The 18,873-nt window shown below is 59.8% G+C and carries 14 protein-coding genes; 2 read left to right on the top strand and 12 right to left on the bottom strand.

The window, feature by feature from the left end; translation table 11 throughout:
* Window positions 1–189: 189 nt before the first annotated feature.
* The 8 genes from nahK to nosR all read right to left on the bottom strand — a co-directional run bounded on the left by nahK (window position 190) and on the right by nosR (window position 11,985).
* Window positions 190–2,832 (bottom strand): hybrid sensor histidine kinase/response regulator NahK/ErcS', encoded by a 2,643-nt coding sequence (gene nahK, locus AC30D9_RS02110; RefSeq protein WP_373459176.1) that lies wholly within the window; start codon window positions 2,830–2,832, stop codon window positions 190–192.
* Window positions 2,762–3,925, bottom strand: a complete 1,164-nt coding sequence (gene nosP / locus AC30D9_RS02115; RefSeq protein WP_134924516.1) for a nitric oxide-sensing protein NosP — start codon at window positions 3,923–3,925, stop codon at window positions 2,762–2,764. Before nosP ends, nahK begins: the two co-directional genes overlap by 71 nt.
* A gap of 271 nt (window positions 3,926–4,196) precedes the next feature.
* Entirely contained in the window at window positions 4,197–4,724 is a 528-nt protein-coding gene (locus AC30D9_RS02120; protein ID WP_307572137.1) for a nitrous oxide reductase accessory protein NosL, read from the bottom strand.
* Window positions 4,725–4,756: 32 nt separating this feature from the next.
* Window positions 4,757–5,587, bottom strand: a complete 831-nt coding sequence (locus AC30D9_RS02125) for an ABC transporter permease (RefSeq protein WP_490143309.1) — start codon at window positions 5,585–5,587, stop codon at window positions 4,757–4,759.
* The gene (locus AC30D9_RS02130; protein ID WP_307572135.1) at window positions 5,584–6,501 is read right to left on the bottom strand and encodes an ABC transporter ATP-binding protein; all 918 of its coding nucleotides are present in this window, start codon (window positions 6,499–6,501) and stop codon (window positions 5,584–5,586) included. Before AC30D9_RS02130 ends, AC30D9_RS02125 begins: the two co-directional genes overlap by 4 nt.
* The gene (locus AC30D9_RS02135; RefSeq protein ID WP_490143310.1) at window positions 6,498–7,817 is read right to left on the bottom strand and encodes a nitrous oxide reductase family maturation protein NosD; all 1,320 of its coding nucleotides are present in this window, start codon (window positions 7,815–7,817) and stop codon (window positions 6,498–6,500) included. The genes AC30D9_RS02130 and AC30D9_RS02135 overlap by 4 nt, the downstream gene beginning before the upstream one ends.
* Before the next feature lie 26 nt (window positions 7,818–7,843).
* Window positions 7,844–9,763 carry a TAT-dependent nitrous-oxide reductase gene (gene nosZ / locus AC30D9_RS02140; RefSeq protein ID WP_490143311.1) on the bottom strand — a complete coding sequence of 640 codons (1,920 nt, stop codon included), beginning with the start codon at window positions 9,761–9,763 and terminating at the stop codon, window positions 7,844–7,846.
* Window positions 9,764–9,816: 53 nt separating this feature from the next.
* Complete coding sequence (gene nosR / locus AC30D9_RS02145) at window positions 9,817–11,985, bottom strand: transcriptional regulator NosR (protein WP_490143312.1); 2,169 nt, start codon at window positions 11,983–11,985, stop codon at window positions 9,817–9,819.
* A gap of 657 nt (window positions 11,986–12,642) precedes the next feature.
* Here nosR and AC30D9_RS02150 point away from each other — a divergent pair.
* Both AC30D9_RS02150 and AC30D9_RS02155 read left to right on the top strand, forming a co-directional pair.
* Window positions 12,643–13,773 (top strand): FAD-dependent monooxygenase, encoded by a 1,131-nt coding sequence (locus tag AC30D9_RS02150; protein WP_490143313.1) that lies wholly within the window; start codon window positions 12,643–12,645, stop codon window positions 13,771–13,773.
* Between the two features lie 247 nt (window positions 13,774–14,020).
* On the top strand, window positions 14,021–15,031 hold the full coding sequence (locus AC30D9_RS02155; RefSeq protein ID WP_490143314.1) for a hypothetical protein: 1,011 nt from the start codon (window positions 14,021–14,023) through the stop codon (window positions 15,029–15,031).
* Between the two features lie 424 nt (window positions 15,032–15,455).
* On the opposite strand, the gene AC30D9_RS02160 is transcribed toward AC30D9_RS02155, so the two are convergent.
* From AC30D9_RS02160 to AC30D9_RS02175, 4 genes are all read right to left on the bottom strand, one after another.
* On the bottom strand, window positions 15,456–16,793 hold the full coding sequence (locus AC30D9_RS02160; protein WP_490143315.1) for a hypothetical protein: 1,338 nt from the start codon (window positions 16,791–16,793) through the stop codon (window positions 15,456–15,458).
* 54 nt (window positions 16,794–16,847) lie between these two features.
* Window positions 16,848–17,759, bottom strand: a complete 912-nt coding sequence (locus tag AC30D9_RS02165; protein ID WP_490143316.1) for a transglycosylase SLT domain-containing protein — start codon at window positions 17,757–17,759, stop codon at window positions 16,848–16,850.
* Window positions 17,760–17,761: 2 nt separating this feature from the next.
* Window positions 17,762–18,121 carry a hypothetical protein gene (locus AC30D9_RS02170; RefSeq protein ID WP_490143317.1) on the bottom strand — a complete coding sequence of 120 codons (360 nt, stop codon included), beginning with the start codon at window positions 18,119–18,121 and terminating at the stop codon, window positions 17,762–17,764.
* Between the two features lie 97 nt (window positions 18,122–18,218).
* Window positions 18,219–18,755, bottom strand: coding sequence for an RNA polymerase sigma factor (locus tag AC30D9_RS02175; protein WP_307572126.1), 537 nt, complete (start codon window positions 18,753–18,755; stop codon window positions 18,219–18,221).
* Window positions 18,756–18,873 lie beyond the last annotated feature (118 nt).

Genomic DNA, 18,873 nt, shown 5'->3' on the forward strand with positions numbered 1-18,873 from the left:
ACACATCCCTGTGGCGAGGGGGTTGACACATATCCCTGTGGCGAGGGGATTTATCCCCGCTGGGCTGCGAAGCAGCCCCCTGGACCCGCCAGGCAGATCGAGTTGTCAGTTTTTAGGGCCGCTTCGCGCCCCAGCGGGGCGGTGCGACGTTTCGCTAAATCTCCTCACCACAAAAAGCGATGGTTTGGTTCAATGGCCCTGGGTCTGGCCCAACAGATGACTCATCGCAATCTTCAGCTTCATCGGCCGCACCGGCTTGTGCATCAGGGTATGCCCGCGCTCGCGGATCTGCTGCTTGAGCTCGTTGCTGTAATTGGCGGTGATCATCATCGCCGGGATCGGTGAACCCCGGCGGGCGTTGATCCGGGCCACGGCATCGACGCCGTTCTGATCGTGGTCCAGATGATAATCGGCGATCAGCAGGTCGACCTCGGCATGGTAGTTGTCCACCTGCCGCGCCAGGTCTTGCTCTGACAGCGCGGTCACCACCCGACACCCCCAACCTTCCAGCAAGGTGCGCATGCCGGCGCAGATCGCCGCATCGTTATCCAGCACCCAGACCCGCGCTCCGCGCAGTCGTTCGAGCATCGGCTCGCTCATGTCCAGGCACGGCAGCGGCTTGGGCGCGGTGGCGCTCAAGGGGACTTCGACGGCGAACATCGAGCCCTTGCCCGGCCAGGAGCGCACCTGGATCCGGTGCCCGAGGATCCCGGCGATCTTCTCGACGATCGCCAGGCCCAGGCCCAACCCACGGTCCTGATTCGGCCGCTGCACATCGCCGCGCTTGAACTCCTGGAATATTTCCTCCAGGCGGTTTTCAGCAATACCAATGCCGCTGTCCCAGACCTGGATCGAAACGCTCTGGCGATGCCGCCGGCAGCCCAGCACGACACGGCCGCTGGGGGTATAGCGAATGGCATTGGTCAGCAAATTGCGCAGGATCCGCGCGAGCAATTGCATGTCGCTGCGCACCAACACTGAACAGCCGACATAGTGCAGCGCCAGCCCTTCGCTACGGGCGACCTGGACGTACTCGGCGGCGAGATTGTCGAGCAACTCGCTGAGGCCGAATGGCGCGACATCGGCCTTGATCACCCCGGCGTCCAGCTTGGATATGTCCACCAGGGTGCCCAACAGATTCTCAACGTCCTGCAGCGAATTGCTGACGTTGCGCACCAACTGCGCGTTGGCCACCGGCTCGCGGCGCTCCAGCAGCGCACTGGTGAACAGCCGAGCGGCGTTGAGCGGTTGCAGCAGGTCATGGCTGACCGCGGCAAGGAACTTGGTCTTCGACAGGTTGGCCTGCTCGGCCTCGCGCTTGGCCTCGCGCAGGCGCAACTCCACCCGGCTGCGCTCGTCGATCTCGCGCAGCAACTGGTCGTTGAGGGTGGTCAGTTCGGCCGTGCGCTCCTGGACCCGCTGCTCCAGGTTCTGGTAGGCCTGGTGCAGCGCTTCGGCGGTACGACGGCGTTCGGTGATATCGCGGATCAGCACGAAGATCCCCACCACTTCACCGTTGGCCAAGCGGTTCGGTACATAGGAGCGCAGCATGTAACGCTCCTGGTTGTTGATGTTGGTCTCGGCGAATTCGAACGTCACGCTCTCACCCGCCAAGGCCCGGGCCACATAGGCTTCCAGGCGCTGGTAATGCTGTTCGCTGTGGGCTTCGCGCAGGCTCTGGCCGAGCATCACGCCACGGGGCCAGCAATACCACTGCTCGTAGACCTTGTTGGTGAATTCGTAGACCAGGTCGGCATTGAGATAAGCGATCAGCGCCGGCACATGGTCGGTGATCAGGCGAATCCAGCGCTCGCTTTCGCTCAGGGCCTCGGCGTGCTGGTAGCGCTCGGTGATGTCGGTGAAGGTGTTGACGTAGCCGCCGGTAGGCAGTGGATGCGTGCGGATCTCCAGGACCCGGCCATCGGACAAGCGCTGCTCGCATTCGTGGATCAACCGGCCATTGCTGTCGCGACTGGCCGGGGTCAGCAGTTGCAGTTCGCTGTCGGCGATCACTTCATTGAACGGCCGGTGGGCCGCCACCGGCGCCAGACCGCTGAGTTCGAGGAAGCGCCGGTTCCACAGCTCCAGCACACCCTGGGCGTTGACCATCGCCACGCCCTGGGACAGGTTGTCCACCGCCCGCTGCAACAGGTGGGACTTCTGCGCGATGGCCTGCTCGCGACGCACGGTTTCACTGAGCTTGACGTCGGTGATGTCGGTGAACAGGATCACCCGTCCGCCTTCCTGGGTCGGCCGCTCGCTGACTTGCAGCCAACGCCCGTTCTGCAAGCGATACAGCACATGCTCATCGGCCTGGCCGCGGGGTTCTTCGCTGAACAGCCCGTTGGCGGTCATCAGGCGCTTGACCTCGGACAGACGCATGCCAGCGATGATGCGCACCCGACTGTTGGCCCAGAAGGCCTTGAAGCGGCTGTTGAACAGGACGATGCGTTGCTGTTCGTCGAACAGCACAAAGGCATCGGAAATGCTTTCGATCGCATCGATCAAGTGCCGATGAGCCGTTTCCGCCCGCAGCCGCGCCTCGCCCAGCAAGTGATTGCCGGCCTTGAGCTCGGCCATGGCCTGGTTCAGGGCGTCGGTGCGCTCGCGCACCTGTTCGGCCAGCACCACCGAGTGCTGGAACGCCGCATAGGGGTCGTTGCCTCGGGTTACGCCGGACTCCACCCGCTCGATCAGCGCCTCGTTGATGCGCCGCAACTTGCGGTTTTCATGCTGCAGGCTGGCGAGCTGGGCCTGCAGCTCAGCGATGTCCGGGGACGCGATGTCGGGCAATGGCAACTCCGGTGAACGTCTGGTTGATATGCATGCCATTGAACTGTTCTCCATAGGTGTTGAACCCCATCACCCGTTGTTCGCGCAGGAATTGGCCGATCTGCTCCAGGCCGCCGCGATCTTCCAGCTCCAGGCGCCGGAGGAAGCAATCGCAGCCGATGGTCAGCAGCAAGTCGCCAAGGCGAGCCTGCAAACCGTCGAACAGCGCTTGCAGGTTATGCAGCAAGGGGCCGGGGGTCATCGCAGTGAGGACGATGCCGTTTTCCACCGCACAGTAGAAACTCAGGCTCAGGTCCGGGTGCACCTGCTGGATGGCCCGCACGTAGTACTGGTCGTTGATGCGCACCGCCAGGGGATGGGCGGCGAAGACCCGGTAGTCGAGTGCGCTCACTGGCACGCCGATATGCCGGGCGTATTCTTCGGCAGCGGGCTCGGCGTTGAGCTCATAGACCCGTCGCGAGGCACTGTCGGCGCCAGTCACCACCAACTTCTCTTGCCGGGGCAGGATGTGATGGGTGGTGAACACTTCGAACTCCAGCCAGGTGTTGATCAGCAACACCACGGCCGCGCCGCTATGGAACTGGCCTTCGAAGTACACATGGGTGTGGGTCAGGTAGTTGTCATCGCCGGCCGAACCGCCGAAATGCGGGATGTCCCCCAGCGCCGCGCTCAACGCCGCCAACACCATTTCCTCGCGGCTGGACAGGCCATCGAGCAGGGTCAAGGCGAAACTGTGGCCCTTGATCGGCGCCAAGGCGTTGCTGCGGCAGCCGCTCGCCAGGCGCTCGACCATTTGCTGGGCGTCGATCAGGCTGAAGTGCTCCATTTCGCCGATCAGCTCGGCGGCAATGGAAAAGTGCCGATGATCGAACCCCACCGCCGTCACGCAATTGCGCCCGTAACCCTGGGAGGTGATTTCACCGGCGCTGGTACAGCCCACCAGGCGAATCCCGCCGAAACTCTGGGACAACGCCTGGCCGAGAGCCGGCAAATCGTATTCGGCGGAACAGAAAAACAGCACGAAGCCCAGGTACGGGTGCAACAACTGCCGCGCCAACTCCTGGGCCACCTGCTGGACGTCCGTGGCCTGGGACATGGCGCTCACCACACCTTCGCTCTGGGCCTGCTGCATCTTCGCCTCCGGCGGGTGCGTGATAGGAGCCCTGAGTGTACGAAGCCGCGCCGGGTCGACGAATGCTACTTGGGTAGCGGGTGGACGCTTCCATGGGATGAGAAAGTTGATGCTGTGGCGAGGGGATTTATCCCCGTTGGGCTGCGAAGCAGCCCCAAGCAAATTGAATGCAGTCAACCAGACACACCGCGGTGTCTGGTTTCGGGGCTGCTTCGCAGCCCAGCGGGGATAAATCTCCTCGCCACAAAAGCAGTTCGGTATGCAGGCTATATCAGTGGTTCATCGGCGCCATGGCGCTCGCCTGCCCCAACAGTTTCTGGTCGATGTCTTCCAGGCGCAACACCCGGCCACCGGTATCGCTGGCGAGTTTCTGTGCTGCCTGGGGGTCGGAGAACGAAGCCAGTACGACGCCCATGGCACCTTTGAGCCCGCTGCCGATGACGAAGTAGGCGGTCCGGGCATCGATCAGGTGGGCGTCATCCGGTGTGTCCCAATGGCTGCGCCCCATGTCGTGGACATACAGCTTGACGTCGGCCCGATGGTTTTCCGGCTGCAACCACCAGCCCAGCATCTCCGCCGGCGAACAGAATTTCTTCACGCCATCGGCTCCGACCGCCGCGCCCTTGGGACCGGGGAAGTCGGTGATGACCATGCCGCACACATGGCACTCATCGCTGGGATGAAACGCCAGCGTCGCCTCACTGGTCGCCGGTGGCTCAGCCTTGCCGCAAGCGGCCAGCGCCAGGCACATCAATAACCCGGCCATGAGGCGGCCCGTCTTGAAATACGCCCTGTTCATCGTTGCATGCTCCCTTGATCAAGTTTAGAAATTCACGGGCACCGGCGATTGAACAACCGATAGGCCAGCCACAACGGAACCGCCATCCACAGGCCCAGGCACAGCCAGAGCAAAGGCCCCGACACCGGCAAGTCGCTGCCCAGGGTCAGCACCGCGGCGCCACTGGACGCGGCATCGAACCCGGACAGGTTGATCAGCCGATACACGTCGGTAGGGTTGAACAGCAACAGCCATGGCAACAGCTCCGGGCTGAACCGCCCCTCGCTCAGCACCAGCAACGCCAGCAAGGCCAGGTCGAACACCAGCACAAAGAAAAACCAGACCCCAAGGGCCAATCCGGCCGCGGTGGATTTTTCTGCCGACAAGCTACTCAGCACGTAGGCCAGCCCGAGGAAAACCCAGCCCAGCAGCGTGCTGGACATCATGAACCGACCGAAAGCCCAGAGCAGCAGGTTCAGTTGGACATCGTCCACCAACAGGGCGATGGCAAGCATCGCGCAACCAAAGCCAATGAAGGTGGCCAGGGCCAGGATCAGGCCGTGACCGACAAACTTGCCCAGCAGCAGTTGGCCGCGCCCCAACGGGTAGGTCAGCAACAGCAGCAAGGTGCCGCTCTCGTCCTCCCCGACAATCGCGTCATAGGCCAGTAGCAAGGCAATCAAAGGCATCAGGAAGGTCGCCAGGCTGGACAGGCTGGCCACCGTGGCGGGCACCGAGGTAAACCCCAGTTGACCGGACGCCGCCGCGCCGAGCCAGGCGATGCCGATCGCCAGCACCGCGAACAACAGGCTGATCGCCAACAACCAGCGATTGCGCAAGCCATCGCTGAATTCCTTGCGGGCCATGTTCCAGACCGGATTCATAGGCTGGCCTCCTCGGCTGCGGCACGGACCATGTAATGCCGGTACAAATCCTCCAGGGACGGCGGCTTGATCTCGACGTCCGTCGGGTCATCCTGGGCCAATAGTTGGCGCAGCAATTTAAGTTTGCTGCCATCCGGCGCCGACACCTGCACCCCTTCGGCGCCCCAACCTTGGGTGGCGTGCCCTTCGCTGCGCCAATGCTGGCGAAGCCAGTCGGCCCGGGACAGGCCCGAGGCGCGGATCAGCGTTGGCAGCCCAGCGTCCTCGCGCAACCGGGCCAGGCTGCCCAGGGCCAACAGGCGACCTCGGGTGAGGATCGCGGCGCGGTTGATGTGCGCTTCCACGCCCGGCAAGACGTGAGAACACAGAATGATGCTGGTGCCCTGCCAGCGCAGGCGGTCGAGCAATTGATAGAGGTCCTGGGTGGCGATGGGGTCCAGCCCGACCGTCGGTTCGTCCAGCAACAACAGGCGCGGCTGGCCAAGCAGTGCCTGGGCCAGGCCGAGGCGTTGGCGCATGCCCTTGGAATAGGTTCTCACCCGCCGCCGGGCCGCGTCCGCCAGGCCGACTTCTTCCAGCAAACGCTCCACCTGCTCCGGTGCGGCGCCTTTGAGCCGGGCAAAATGATGCAAGGTTTCCAGCCCACTCAACTGCGGATAGAACATGACGTTCTCGGGCAGATAACCGAGCATCTGCCGCACGCTCGGGTCGCTGGGCGCGCGCCCGAAGACACGCACCTCGCCCTCGCTGGCCCGCAGCAAACCGAGGATCAACTTCATGGTGGTGGTCTTGCCCGCACCGTTGTGCCCGAACAGGCCGAGCACCTCGCCCTGGGCCAGGTTTAAGTCCAGCCCGCGCAGCACCGTGACATCGCCATAGCGCTGACTGACACCTTCGATCTCGACGACGTTCAAGACGCGTCCTCCTGGGCACTGTTGCGTTGCGGGGGCTGGACAGGCGTTCCCATCAGCGGATGACTGTCCATCACCCCGGGAGATTTCATCACCGGAAAGGCTCGCTGCACCCAGCGCAGCAGTTCGATTCCCGGACTGTTCATCAACAACCGCACCTGGGGATACAGCCACAGCAGGCGGTCGACGTTATCGTTGGGTTCATAGGCCACGTCGCCCAGGCCGTCGCTATTGCGATCCCAGCCCAGGTAATCGCTCCAGTAATTGCCGCGCCCATCCGCCGACCATTCCTGCAACCGCGTGGCAACGTACTTGACCTGGCGCTGGTTGTGGACGAAGGCATTGCCGGCGATGCGGTTGTCCTCCGAGCCGGCCGTGAGGTGGATGCCCACGGCACTGCGCTCGAAGTGATTGCCTTCGATGCGGTTGAACAACGAGTTGTAAATGAACAGGGCCTTGCCCTCGGCGCCAGTGATCATGGTGTCGCCGGTAGACCCGTCGCGCACATCGGTGACGAAGTTGTCGCGCAGGGTCGAATAGGTGATGTAGTTCATCAGGATCCCGTAGTTCTGATCCTGTTCGGAACGATTGCCGATGACCGTCAGTTGGCGGCTCTGCATCAAGGCGTAACCGGTGCGGGTACGCCGGGTGACGTTGTCCAGCAGGCGGTTATCGTTGGCGAACATGTAATGCACGCCGTAGCGCAGGTCCTCCAGGGTATTGCCTTGGAGCAGGTTGCCGCTGGAAGTATCGATGTAGATGCCATCACGGGTTTCGCGCACCTGGTTACCAATGACCCGGGCACCGCGTACCGCATACAAATGGATGCCGTTGCCGCGGTCCTGGGAGCGCAGGTTGGGGTCGCCCTGGATACGGTTGTCGATCAGGCTGACGTCCCGCGTGCCATCGACCCAGATACCAAAGCCCTGGCCCTGCATCCGGTTGCCACGAACCACGGCCCCTTGGGCGACCGGTTGGATGAAGACGGCCGCGTTCATGGCCGTCAGGTCGTGGCCCCAGTCCAGGAACGTACATCCCTGGATCCGCACGTTCGGGGCGCGAATGATCAACCCATTACCCTCACCCTGGCCCTGGAATACCGCATCCGGCGCACACGTGAGGGTCATGGGCTGGTCAATGCTGAACGAACCCCGGTACTGGCCCGCAGGCAGGCGCCATTGCTGATCGCCCTCGGCCTGCAAAGGCAGATCGGCGATCGGCTGCGGCGCGCCGAACGCGCCGCCCGATAACAGGCAAAGCACCAGCGCAATGACCGGTTGGCGAGCTCGGCCCGCAGGTTGCGGCTTGTTCCCGGTCATTGCATCTATCTCCTTGTCGAGCCGACTCAGGCCCTTTCGACCAACATGCGCCCGACCATTTCCATGTGCAGGGCGTGGCAGAACCAACTGCAGTAGTACCAATGCAAGCCGGCCTTGTCGGCGGTGAAGGTGATGGACGAGGTCTGTTGCGGGCTGATCTCCATGCTCGCGCCATGGTTGGTCATGACAAAGCCGTGGGTCACGTCCTCGATCTGGTCGATGTTGGTGATGGTCACGGTTACCTCGTTGCCCTGCTTGACGGTGAACTCTGTCAGGCCATAAGCCGGCGCCATCGAGGTCATGTACACCCGCACCTTGTTACCGTCGCGGATGACTTTGTTGTCGGTTTCCAGGTTGATGCCGTCTTTCTTCGCCCGGGCCACCGTGTCAGCGAAGAATGGATCGTTGCGGTTCCAGATTTTCTGGGTCTTGATCTGGTCGCGCCGGGCGAGGATGCAGTCATGAGGCTCGGCGAAAGTCGGGCCGTCGTGCACCAATTTCATTTCCTCTCCGGAAATATCGATCAATTGATCGTTCTCCGGGTGCAGCGGGCCGGTGGGCAGGAAGCGGTCCTTGGAGAACTTGCACAGCACCACTAGCCACTTGCCGTCTGCATCGCTGGACTCGGTCAAGGAGGCATGGTTGTGACCAGGTTGATACTGCACATCGAGTTTCTGCTTGATGTAGTTGACCTTCTCGCCCTTGTAGGCGCGAACGGCCTCCTCCATGTTCCATTTCACCACCTGGCTGTCGATGAACAAGGTGGTGTAGGCGTTGCCGCGTCCGTCGAACGTGGTGTGCAACGGCCCCAGGCCCAGTTCCGGCTCGGCGACGATGACGTCACGAGGGTCCTTGAGACGGTCGGCGAACAGGTCGTCGAGGCGATCGATGGCGATCATAGAGACGGTTGGCGACAGCTTGCCGTTGGCGATGAAATATTTGCCGTCGGGCGAAGTGTTGCAACCGTGGGGGTTCTTCGGCACTGGGATGTAGCGGGTGAATTCGGAGTCCTTGTCATCGACTTTACGACCATCGACCACCGGGACCTTGGAGCCGTCCAGGGTAATGAACTTGCCGGCCTTGATCGCTGCCTCGATGCGCGGGATGTTGTACACCACCACCCAGTCGCGCTCGTTGCGCATCATGCCGCCCAGGTCGTAGGCCTTCTCGGAGTTGTAGCAGGTGCTCGCGGCATATTTGCCGGTGTAGTCGGCATCGGTGTTGTCCAGGTTGCCGTCGACGATCACCTGGAACGCCATCTCCATCTTCTCGGCGTCGATGGCGTTGAACATCGTGAAGCTGTTCTTGTCCTGCAGGTCGAAGGTATGGCCGTCGTTAGGATGCGGGATCACGAACTCGCCATTGGCGAACACATACTTGGTGTACGGCACCTTTTGCAGGCGCAGGCCATGGATGGCTTGCACATTGGGGATCGTGAGCATCTTGTCGCACTTCATGATGTCCAGGCGGATGCGCGCGACGCGGGAGTTGGCCTTGTCGTTGATGAACAGGTATTTGCCGTCGTACTTGCCGTCGGTCATGGAGATGTGCGGGTGGTGGCAATCGCCGTTCTGGTATTTGGCGCTGTCGCCCAGGATGCGCTTGCTTTCGTTGGTCAAGCCCCAACCGGTGGCCGAGTCGACGTTGAACACCGGGATGCGCATCAGCTCACGCATCGATGGCACACCCAGCACCCGCACCTCGCCCTGGTGGCCGCCGCTCCAGAAACCGTAGTATTCGTCCAGCTCCCCAGGCCCGACGTGGATCTTGGATTTGGCCTCCTTGGCCGCCGCAGCCCAGGACTCACGGGTGAACGTCCCGGCTCCCAGCGCGGTTGCGCCGGCCAGTACCGCCCCCGTTACCGCCCCGGTGCCGAGAAAAGTGCGCCGACTGACCCCCCTGGGTTCTTCCGCCGCGCCAGGGGTTTGGTTTTTTTTATCGCTCATGCTGTGTGCTCCATGAAGAATGAAATGGTCAAGGGACAGGCCATTGGGGTGCCTCAAGGCGCCGGGTTCACCTGCACCACGGGAATCAGTTGCGGATCGGTCACGGTCGCCTTGCCGCGCTTCTTGCGCTTGTTGATCAGCGGCGGGCATTTGTTTTCGTTGTGCCAGGTCATCTGGCAGTCGAGGCAGTAATGGCATTCGTTGGCGTTGATCCGGCCATCGGGATGAATCGCCTGGATCTCGCATTCCTTGGCGCACAGTTGGCAGGGATTGCCACACTCCTTGCGACGCTTGAGCCAGTCGAAGAGCCGTAGTCGGGTCGGCATCGCCAGGGCCGCGCCCAGCGGGCAGACGTAGCGACAATAGACCTTGCGGGTAAACAGGTTGATCACCAGCAGGCCCGCTGCGTAGGCCACGAACCACCACTGGCGGTCGAACCTGAGGGTGATGGCGGTCTTGAAGGGCTCGACTTCGGCCAGCCGTTCGGCGGTGGCCATGGACTCCAGCGAAACGCCAAACAGCACCAGCAAAATGATGTACTTGATCGCCCACAGTCGCTCATGAACGGCGAATGGCAGTTCGTATTGCGGCACCTTGAATTTGCGCGCCAGTTCGTTGATCAACTCCTGCAACGCGCCGAACGGACACAACCAGCCGCAGAACACCCCGCGCCCCCAGAGCAGAATGCTGCCCGCGGTGAACACCCAGAGAATGAAGATCAGCGGATCGGTGAGGAACAGTTCCCAGCGAAAGCCTTCGAACAAGGCGTGGACGAACGTCAACACGTTGACCACCGACAGTTGCGCCAAGGCGTAGCCGCCAAGGAACACCACGGTGAAGACCAGGTAACCGCGGCGCACCCAATGCAACAGTGTTGGCCGCCGGGCCAGTAAATCCTGGAAAAACAGGATCGCCGTCAGCACCAGCAGGGCGATGCCAAGGACCGTGATTTCGACGCCTTTCTGATACCAGAGCGTCAGCCACATCGGCCGGCTGGCTTCTTCGGCGGCCGCCAGTTGCTCAGCGGTCGGCAATGGCCGCTCCAGGTACGGTTCGGGCAGTTGGTAGGCCAGCTCGAAGCTGCTGAAGATGCCACTGACCGGCCCGGTCTGGCGGCGTATCAGCAGCTCCAGGCTCCAGGGCGAGCCGGGATCGAAGCGGTGCGAGGCGCGGACGATGAAAATCGCCATTTCATCGAACGCCGGCATGTCCTCGACGGCCACGTCATCCAAGCGTTGAAAGTCCATGTCGCGAAAGCTGATGACATCGCCGAACTGGCGCAACAGCACCCGGTCGAAAATGCCGCCGCGCACATAACCCGAGCCCTTGAAGGAATAGCGCCCGCTGCCCATCACGGCAATGGCTTGCTCGCCTGGCTTGAGCTCGCTCATCAGCGCGCGGTATTGCGCCTCGCCCAACAGATTGCGGCCGATGGTGGGCGGGTTCAGGTGCGTCACGTAAAGGTCGATAAAGGTATCGTCGGCCTGTTCGGCGCTGGCGACTTCGACCTGTTCGGCCTCGGTGCCCTTGAAGGTGGCGTCCACTTGACCGCGAGTCAGGTGCAAGCGACGTACAGCGCCGTTGCCGGTCAGGGCCTTCCAGTCGGCAGGCTCGTAGATATCCTCGCGCACACGGGCTGGCGCCACGGCCAACCCGGCATCACCCTTGACCAGGCCCAAGGACACCGCGACATCGTGGGCGGCACGCATGATGACCTCGTTGACTACCATCGCCGTGACGGTGGCCCCCGCAATGGCATCCACCGTCACGGCATTCGGGTCGCTGGAATGCCCCACCACCACCCGCTGGTTGACCTTGATGCCGCTGTAGCGCGCGCTGAATGCATGCAGTTTTTCTTCAGCGATGCCAATCAGCAGAATCGGCTCATGGTGTTCGAGCACATAGGCATCGAGAATCACACCAGCCGGATCGAGGATCACCTGGACATTGATTGGCTTGCCTGAATAGGCGGGAATGTCCACCACGTCCAGGCTTTGGAACACATAACCCAGGACCTTGCCGGCAGCGGACAGCTTGCGCACCTTGAAAGCGCCGTCGGGTTCGGAGATCGAATCAACCGTGCTCAGGAGGTAATGGATGCGCTGTTGCTGGATATCACCGTAGTCCTTGGCCTGGGCGAGACTTGCGGTCAACAGCAGGAGAACAAACAGCCCATGGAGCCAGAAGCGGGATGGGTGCAGCATCACAAAGAAAGGGGTCATGAACGCCAGGGCTTAAGGACAGGATCTTGGCGATCATGGTAGGACCCGCTACCCCGCCCAGGCCTTGATTGAAATCAACTTGAGGACATGGACTCTTTTTCTTCAGGCGCTACCGCCTCATAGCAAATTGACCAATCCAGGAGATTTGATATCCCCCGAGACGTTTCAGCACAACACTCCGAACTTTCGAAAACACCTTAGCCATCATCTTGTCGTTCAACTCATGAGCCGCATCAGGGATATCACACGCGATATTAAGCTCGCCATTCCCACTATCTTTGCGAATCTGCGTTGTTCTGGCCATGCATACCATGGCATTCCGAGGGGAGCCTTCCCGCACACTGCATATTTTATGCGGGCGCTGCCGAGAAAGCGCTTGCGTTCACACAATGCAAGGAACTCCTTGTAGCGGTGGAACCACTCATCGATTTGGTTAGCGTGTTTGAAGGATAAAGGGCATTCACCTGCCTCGCCGAACGTTGCGAAGTTAATTGCTGCCCTACTCGGATGAATTTGGAGAAGGGTAATCAACGTGTAGCCCTTCGAAATGGATGAAGTTCCATTCATCGTCAAGCCTGAGAAGCACCCCCTACCTGATAATTGCATTACACCGACGCAATAAATTGCCAACTTCGGCTATTGCTACAAAGACTTAACATGACTAAGGGCTTGCGGATGAAAATTTTGATTGTCGGTGGCGGAATCGCCGGGTTTGCCATGGCCAGAGCGCTTGAGCTCAAAGGCTACCAGGCAGATCTGGTTGAACGCCGCCCTGACGAAATCTCTGGTGACTCAGGACTGTTCCTGCCGGGAAACGCTGGCCGTGCGCTCAAGCAACTGGGCCTGCTCGACCGTGTTCAAAGTGCCGCCGCCGTCATCCGCACCCAAAGCATCCTCGACAAAAACGGCAGGCAGTTATCTGTGACACAGACCCAAGACGTGTGGGGATCATGTGGGCCCTGCCTCTCACTTCCTCGCGCTGGATTGCACGGTATTCTGCGTCAATCCTTGTCTCGGACTCATCTACGTTTTGGATTGGCGGTAGAAGCGATCAAGCTATCAGCCACGATATGCCAGGTGAGCTTTTCCGATGGCTCATCCTCCACTTATGACATTGTCATCGGTGCTGACGGTATTGGTTCATCGGTACGCGGCATGCTGTTCCCGGCGATCAATCCGACCTACGTCGGTAATGTCAGCTGGCGCTTCATCACGCGCAACACCACAGCGATTGATAGCTGGACGGCGATGCTGGGTCATCGCAAAGCTTTGCTCGCAATTCCGGTAAACGCCAATGACATCTATGTATACGCCGACACCGCGCTCGCCTTCCAGGACATTCAGAGCACCACTGCGCAAGCATCGCTGCCAGCACTGTTCAACGATTTTTCCGGTCCTATTTTGCCGCTCATTACGCAGATACCTGAAGGCACTCTGGTGCATTTCAGCAAAATAGAACAAGTCGTCATGGACGATTGGGTAAAGGGACGAGTTGTACTCATTGGCGATGCGGCTCACGCAGCCTCACCGAGTATGGCGCAGAACGCGGGCATGGCTCTTGAGGATGCGCTGGTATTGGCAGAATCTATCGCCGCAGCAGGGAGCCCGGATGGCGCGCTCGCGACTTACGCCGCCAGACGCAGACACCGCGTTGAATGGACGCAAAAGCAATGTGCAGCCCGGGATAAGATGCGGGCGTGGCCGACTCCGATGCGCAACGCCGTCCTCAAAGTGCTCGGTAACAGATTGTATGCACGAAGTTATTCGCCTTTGGCGGCGCCCCTTTGACTGAAGATACGGGGCAATGAAATGGCTGGTCGAGCGCAACCCGGCCCGAAAGGATTGATGCGGCCTTGCACAAAGCGACTGAGCGGCCGTGTGGCTAGCTTCATGCTGATTCACATGGGGTTCAGTATGAGCATCGATATGCCTCACCGGTGGGATATATACCCCGCCTGGAATTCGAGCTGACATCTGGGAACTCGCAGAGAATCTGGAACCACTCATTGGATTTGATACACAGGGAGTAATCACAATGGGTAACTGTAATTCCATTTCCGGCGTGCACAGGAATCATAGCGATACCACCTTGATCGATCCATTACCGCCAGAAGCTCCAGCCGCCGCCCCAGCTGCTCGTCCACACGATGTGCAACATACCGGAAGACAAACAGCGCCGGCACGACCGGATGCCCCTGCGAACCATCCACGCGCGTCACTCTTGACGGGTATTCAGTTTGAACATTCATCTACAGGTCACTCACTCCGGCCCGGCCCTTTGAGCAATGCTCCGCAAGATATCCTTTTGGAGGTGGCCGATCATTTGCCTGCGAGAGACAAGGCTGCGCTCGCCAGGACAGCGCGCGCTTATCACCAGACCTTACCCAACGCCGGCCGGGAGCATGACCAATTGCAGCAATTGTCCCGCCAGTTCAATGCTGGTCATGGACGCGCTGCCCCACAGGCAATAGACGATGCCTTAAGGTTATTAGCCTCATCCCTCCACCCTGCAGATCACGAAGAACTGAGTCGCCACCTGACAACCTATTTGCAACGCCAACTTTCAGAGTTAAGCGACGGAACTCGAGACATTGAGCATTTGAAAAAAACGATCGAGCAGTCTCTATCATTAATTGATACTTCACCCCGGCAAGGCATGAAACTCGCGAGCGCAGTAGCGCCGTTGTTGAACCTCACACGTGCGTCGGTCTTGGCCACTACAGGCTCGGCTGCATCAAGCAAATTGCGCGATGTCGTCACGTCGGCCCAGCCCATGAGAATGACGCCAACAACACGAGAACAGATGGCCTGGACCTTGAGGCATATGAACCTACATGGGTTGCAACATCTACCCGCGGAAGGTCGAGGCGCCGCGATCGAGCAACATATAAGCGCAATGGAACGCTTATATGAAACGAACTACACACCTTCAATTCCTATGTTCAACCCGTTATCTTCCGCGACCCGACAAGTTGCCTCGCTGCCTGCCATAGAGCAGCCTGAGCTTATGGCCAGACTGAATCAGCTTCAACGCTGGGTTAGATAGGCAGATCGGATCTGCATAACATAAAGGACATCTGAGGCTAAAAATACAGGATGATGCCTATCACCCTGACGCCTTGCATTTACCCAGGTATTTACAGCGTTAAAAATGGCCCGCCATTTTGCTGCGACAAAAAAACGCTTGGCATGAATGCCAAGCGCGTACTCATAGCACTGGAAATTGGGTATTTACCAGCCTGGGCTAATAACGGCTGCCATTACGGTTCGAGAAGCGAGCCCAGCCGCCGAGATAGCCAGCACCAGGTAGGTTTTAACTGAACCAACAGCTTTAAAAGTTGCTTTCTTCATATATCACCCATTTGTTAATGAATGAAGGAACGTAGTCGTCGCATAGTTAATATGCCTCAGTGTTTATCCAATCAGCAGCACCTGACTGCCGCCTATCGACATCATCCGAGACGCATGAATCAGACGGGATTCTCCGTCGCATCGCCCCCCTCTCTGAGCCTGCGATGCTCCAGCACGCGGTCCGTTATTTCTCTCGCCGTAGTGACAGCGTCTCGCGCCAGCGCCTTGCCGGCCTCGAGAGTTGCATCAGCAACTTCCTGCGCTTTGGCGGGAACATCCTCTTGCAATACTTTTACGGCCGCATCGCTGAGGGGCTCTGTTGCAACACCGGCCACCCCATATGAACCAAAAGTAAGCGCCGACATGGCGAGGTTAACCGTGTGGTCTACCACAGCGACCGCTCCTGGCCCCAGACCTTTCTGGGTTGCCAGGTCTTTGGCCGCATCGCGAGCCAGCGATGCCAGAGCGAAACCGCCACCCAGTACGCCTGCGTTGGAGACCATACTTGGAAAGGATAACGCGCCACTCAAAGCTTTTGCCGTATCGGTAATGGTGTCCACGGGAAGCTTGGCCAGACGTTTGGCACCGTTTGCCAACGGGCTCAGTGCTGTACTTTCTTTCAGCGCTTGATATTGGGTCTTCCAGTCGGTACGACCTAAAAGATAGGCGGGCCCGGCACGATGGGCCTGCAAGTCGTTTTTGTTCATAAGATGGGCATAACCCGCGCCGGCAGCCAAACCTCCCGCTGAGGCGATAGCCGTATCAACCGCCGAGGCAGCCTTCGGTCCGACTGTGGCATTCATGACGCCCGCTACTCCCAAGCGCACAGCATTGCGAACACTGAAGGTCTGCCAGGACAGCGCAGATTCCCCAGCGTTACTCACCCTGGTTTCCTCCTTTTTGCTGGTTAGTGCTTGTTGCATCACCGGCTCCAGGGTTTCCGGCGGCGGCTTTAGCCAATAAGTGTCGTGCGTGGCTCTCGCCAGCAGACCACCGCCTACTGCATCCATCGCACCGGAAAAGGAGCCCGCCACAAAGCCGGTCAAGGCTGGATTATCGGCAACATGAGCCGTCACCTCGGGCACCTTGTCCAAAATAACCGAGGCCGCCGCAAAGGGTACGGAAGCAAACCCACCTTGCACCGGAGCCGTTACACGATCCATGCGCGCCGCTTTGTCGAGCAACGCCTCTACCGTCTCCGGCGTCTCTCCCATTTCCTTCAATTCAACGGCCCGATCATGAATCAAGGCATCGATGGCCTCATGGTTCTCAGCCGTCCGGTGGGGTTCGAACAGGTCCTTAAGTTTGTCCTTCAACGCGGCCAACTCTGGAGAGTTGTCTCCATTAACGGACGAGACATCCCCGGTTCGCTCCAGATGCGTTGATCGCGCCTCGTTAACGTGATGGCTCTCTAGAGTGCGCAGTGGCACGGGCGAGCCGGCTCTATTGATTTCCATGAGGTGCTACTCCTTACATGCGGGTTTATGTTCTGCGCAAACGCGACGTGTCTATCAGCCAGGCAGTTCACCTCTGCCGCTTCCAATGATCTCGGCGAATTTCAATACGTTGGCCGGATAACCGGGATCTCCTACCCCTCCGGTATCCGCCAAATCGTTGCGATTCACCTTGTCGGGACCGGAGTTATAGGCGCGCAGTCCTGCGCCGATGTCGCCACCGAAAGCATTGGTCTGATCGCGCAAATAGAGGGCACCCGCCATGATGTTGTCCCGGGGGTTGTTGACGTCGGCATTGCCAAGTAGCGCCGGATTGTCCCTCTTCAATTGAGCGAAGGTGTCGGCGTTGACTTGCATCAAGCCAGCGTCGGTCTTGCCGTTGACATTGGTGCTGCTGGAATTCAGGTTGCCTCTGGACTCCGCCCAGATCTGCCCTGCTATCACGTTGCCTGGAACACCCGTGGCATTGGAGGCATCCACGATATCCTGGCGATACGGCTCCAGTTGCGCGGGCAAGTGCAACCCACCCTGACCACTCAAGGCCGGACTGCCTGCCACACCACCGGCCTGGGCATTGTTGACTCCAACGCCAGGCGCGGCGGAACCGCCCGGTTGCGCCATCAACGTGTTGCGGGGTTGAGGCCCCGGTTTGGCAATCCCACCTCCCCCGCCCTCTTCCTGTTGATTCATCAAGGAATGGAGCCACTGCATGATGGCCTTCATGATGACTTCCATCAGTTGCATCATCAGGTCGGTTTGCTCGGCACCACTCTTCTGTGCGGACACAGGCCCGTCAGGCACCTCCGGAGGCGGGCCGAAATTGATCGGCCGCTCGGGGCGAGCCGCGAACATATCGCCAGCCACCGCGGGATTTGAACCGGCGTGCCGATTAAACCGCTCATTGTGGTTTTCAGGCGCAAGGAGCGTGTCGGGGGTGGAGCTACGAATGGGAGAGATAGACAGGCTCAAAATCAATGCTCCAGGTTCGCTGGTAGGGTGGCGATCGGTTCGAAGGCCTTGTGCTCAGGCAAAGCGCTTTGATGTATGGGCTGCGAAACAGGGCCGGTATCGAATAATCGCCTCATCAGTCGAGCAAACTGACGCTTGGCCGAAGGCGATTTTTCGATGAGCGCTCTGGTCGCTTCCTGCAATGCCAGCTCAATGCCGATTGGCCTGAATACCAGCAATGTCCGGCTGGAAGCCAGGTTCGCGCGCACATTCCCGGAGCTTACCGACGACGTCTCGAATGTCCAGTTCGGGATCCGTGCGATAACTTGGCCGGCCTTCGAATTGCCATCAGGCCCCTGGCTGTAAGCAATGCAAATTCGCATACCGGGCACTCCTTGAAGATGGGATCTAAATAATGCGTGGAACCAGAGGCGAAAGAGGTTCCCTGTTCTTATCGCCGTGGCGCAGATCCGCTCGGGCTCAGTACTCGCTGGAGACTCGCCGCTTGAGTTGCTCGCGGGCCCGCGACAGGCGCGAACGCACCGTGCCAACCGGTATATCCAGCCGAGCGGCGGTCTCCAGGTAATTACCTTCCATCTCCATCGCGACTCGAATCACCTCCTCCATATTCGGCGGCAAGCTTTCCATCGCACGAAAGACCCGCACCAACTGACGCAAGCCACTAACCTCGGACACAACATCGCGACTGTCGGCCATTTCCAATACGCCGCATTCTTGCAGGTCGTCATGAAACGGCTGGTTGTAGAGGCGCCTGAAATGACTGCGAATGAGGTTGAATGCAATGCCGCAGAGCCAAGTCAGCAGCAGCGAGTCGTGCCGAAACTTGTGCTCGTTACGTAGCGCTTCGAGGAAGGTTGCCTGAAGCAGATCCTCCGCATCATCAGGGTTCGCGACCTTTGCCCTGATAAACAACCGCACCTTCTGCACCATCCTGCGATCGAGCTGACGAAGGAGAGAAGCCGGAGCCGGATACGTGATCGAGTTGATTACACACATGGACAATAACCATTTGGCGGTAAGTCCGGCTGTAAGAGCGATATGCGTGCCAACCGTTTGCGCGATCTAAACCACTGTTCTTCATGAAGATTTTTTTAAGATTCTTTCTGTTCGTGCA

This window comes from Pseudomonas sp. DF11, assembly GCF_058148565.1.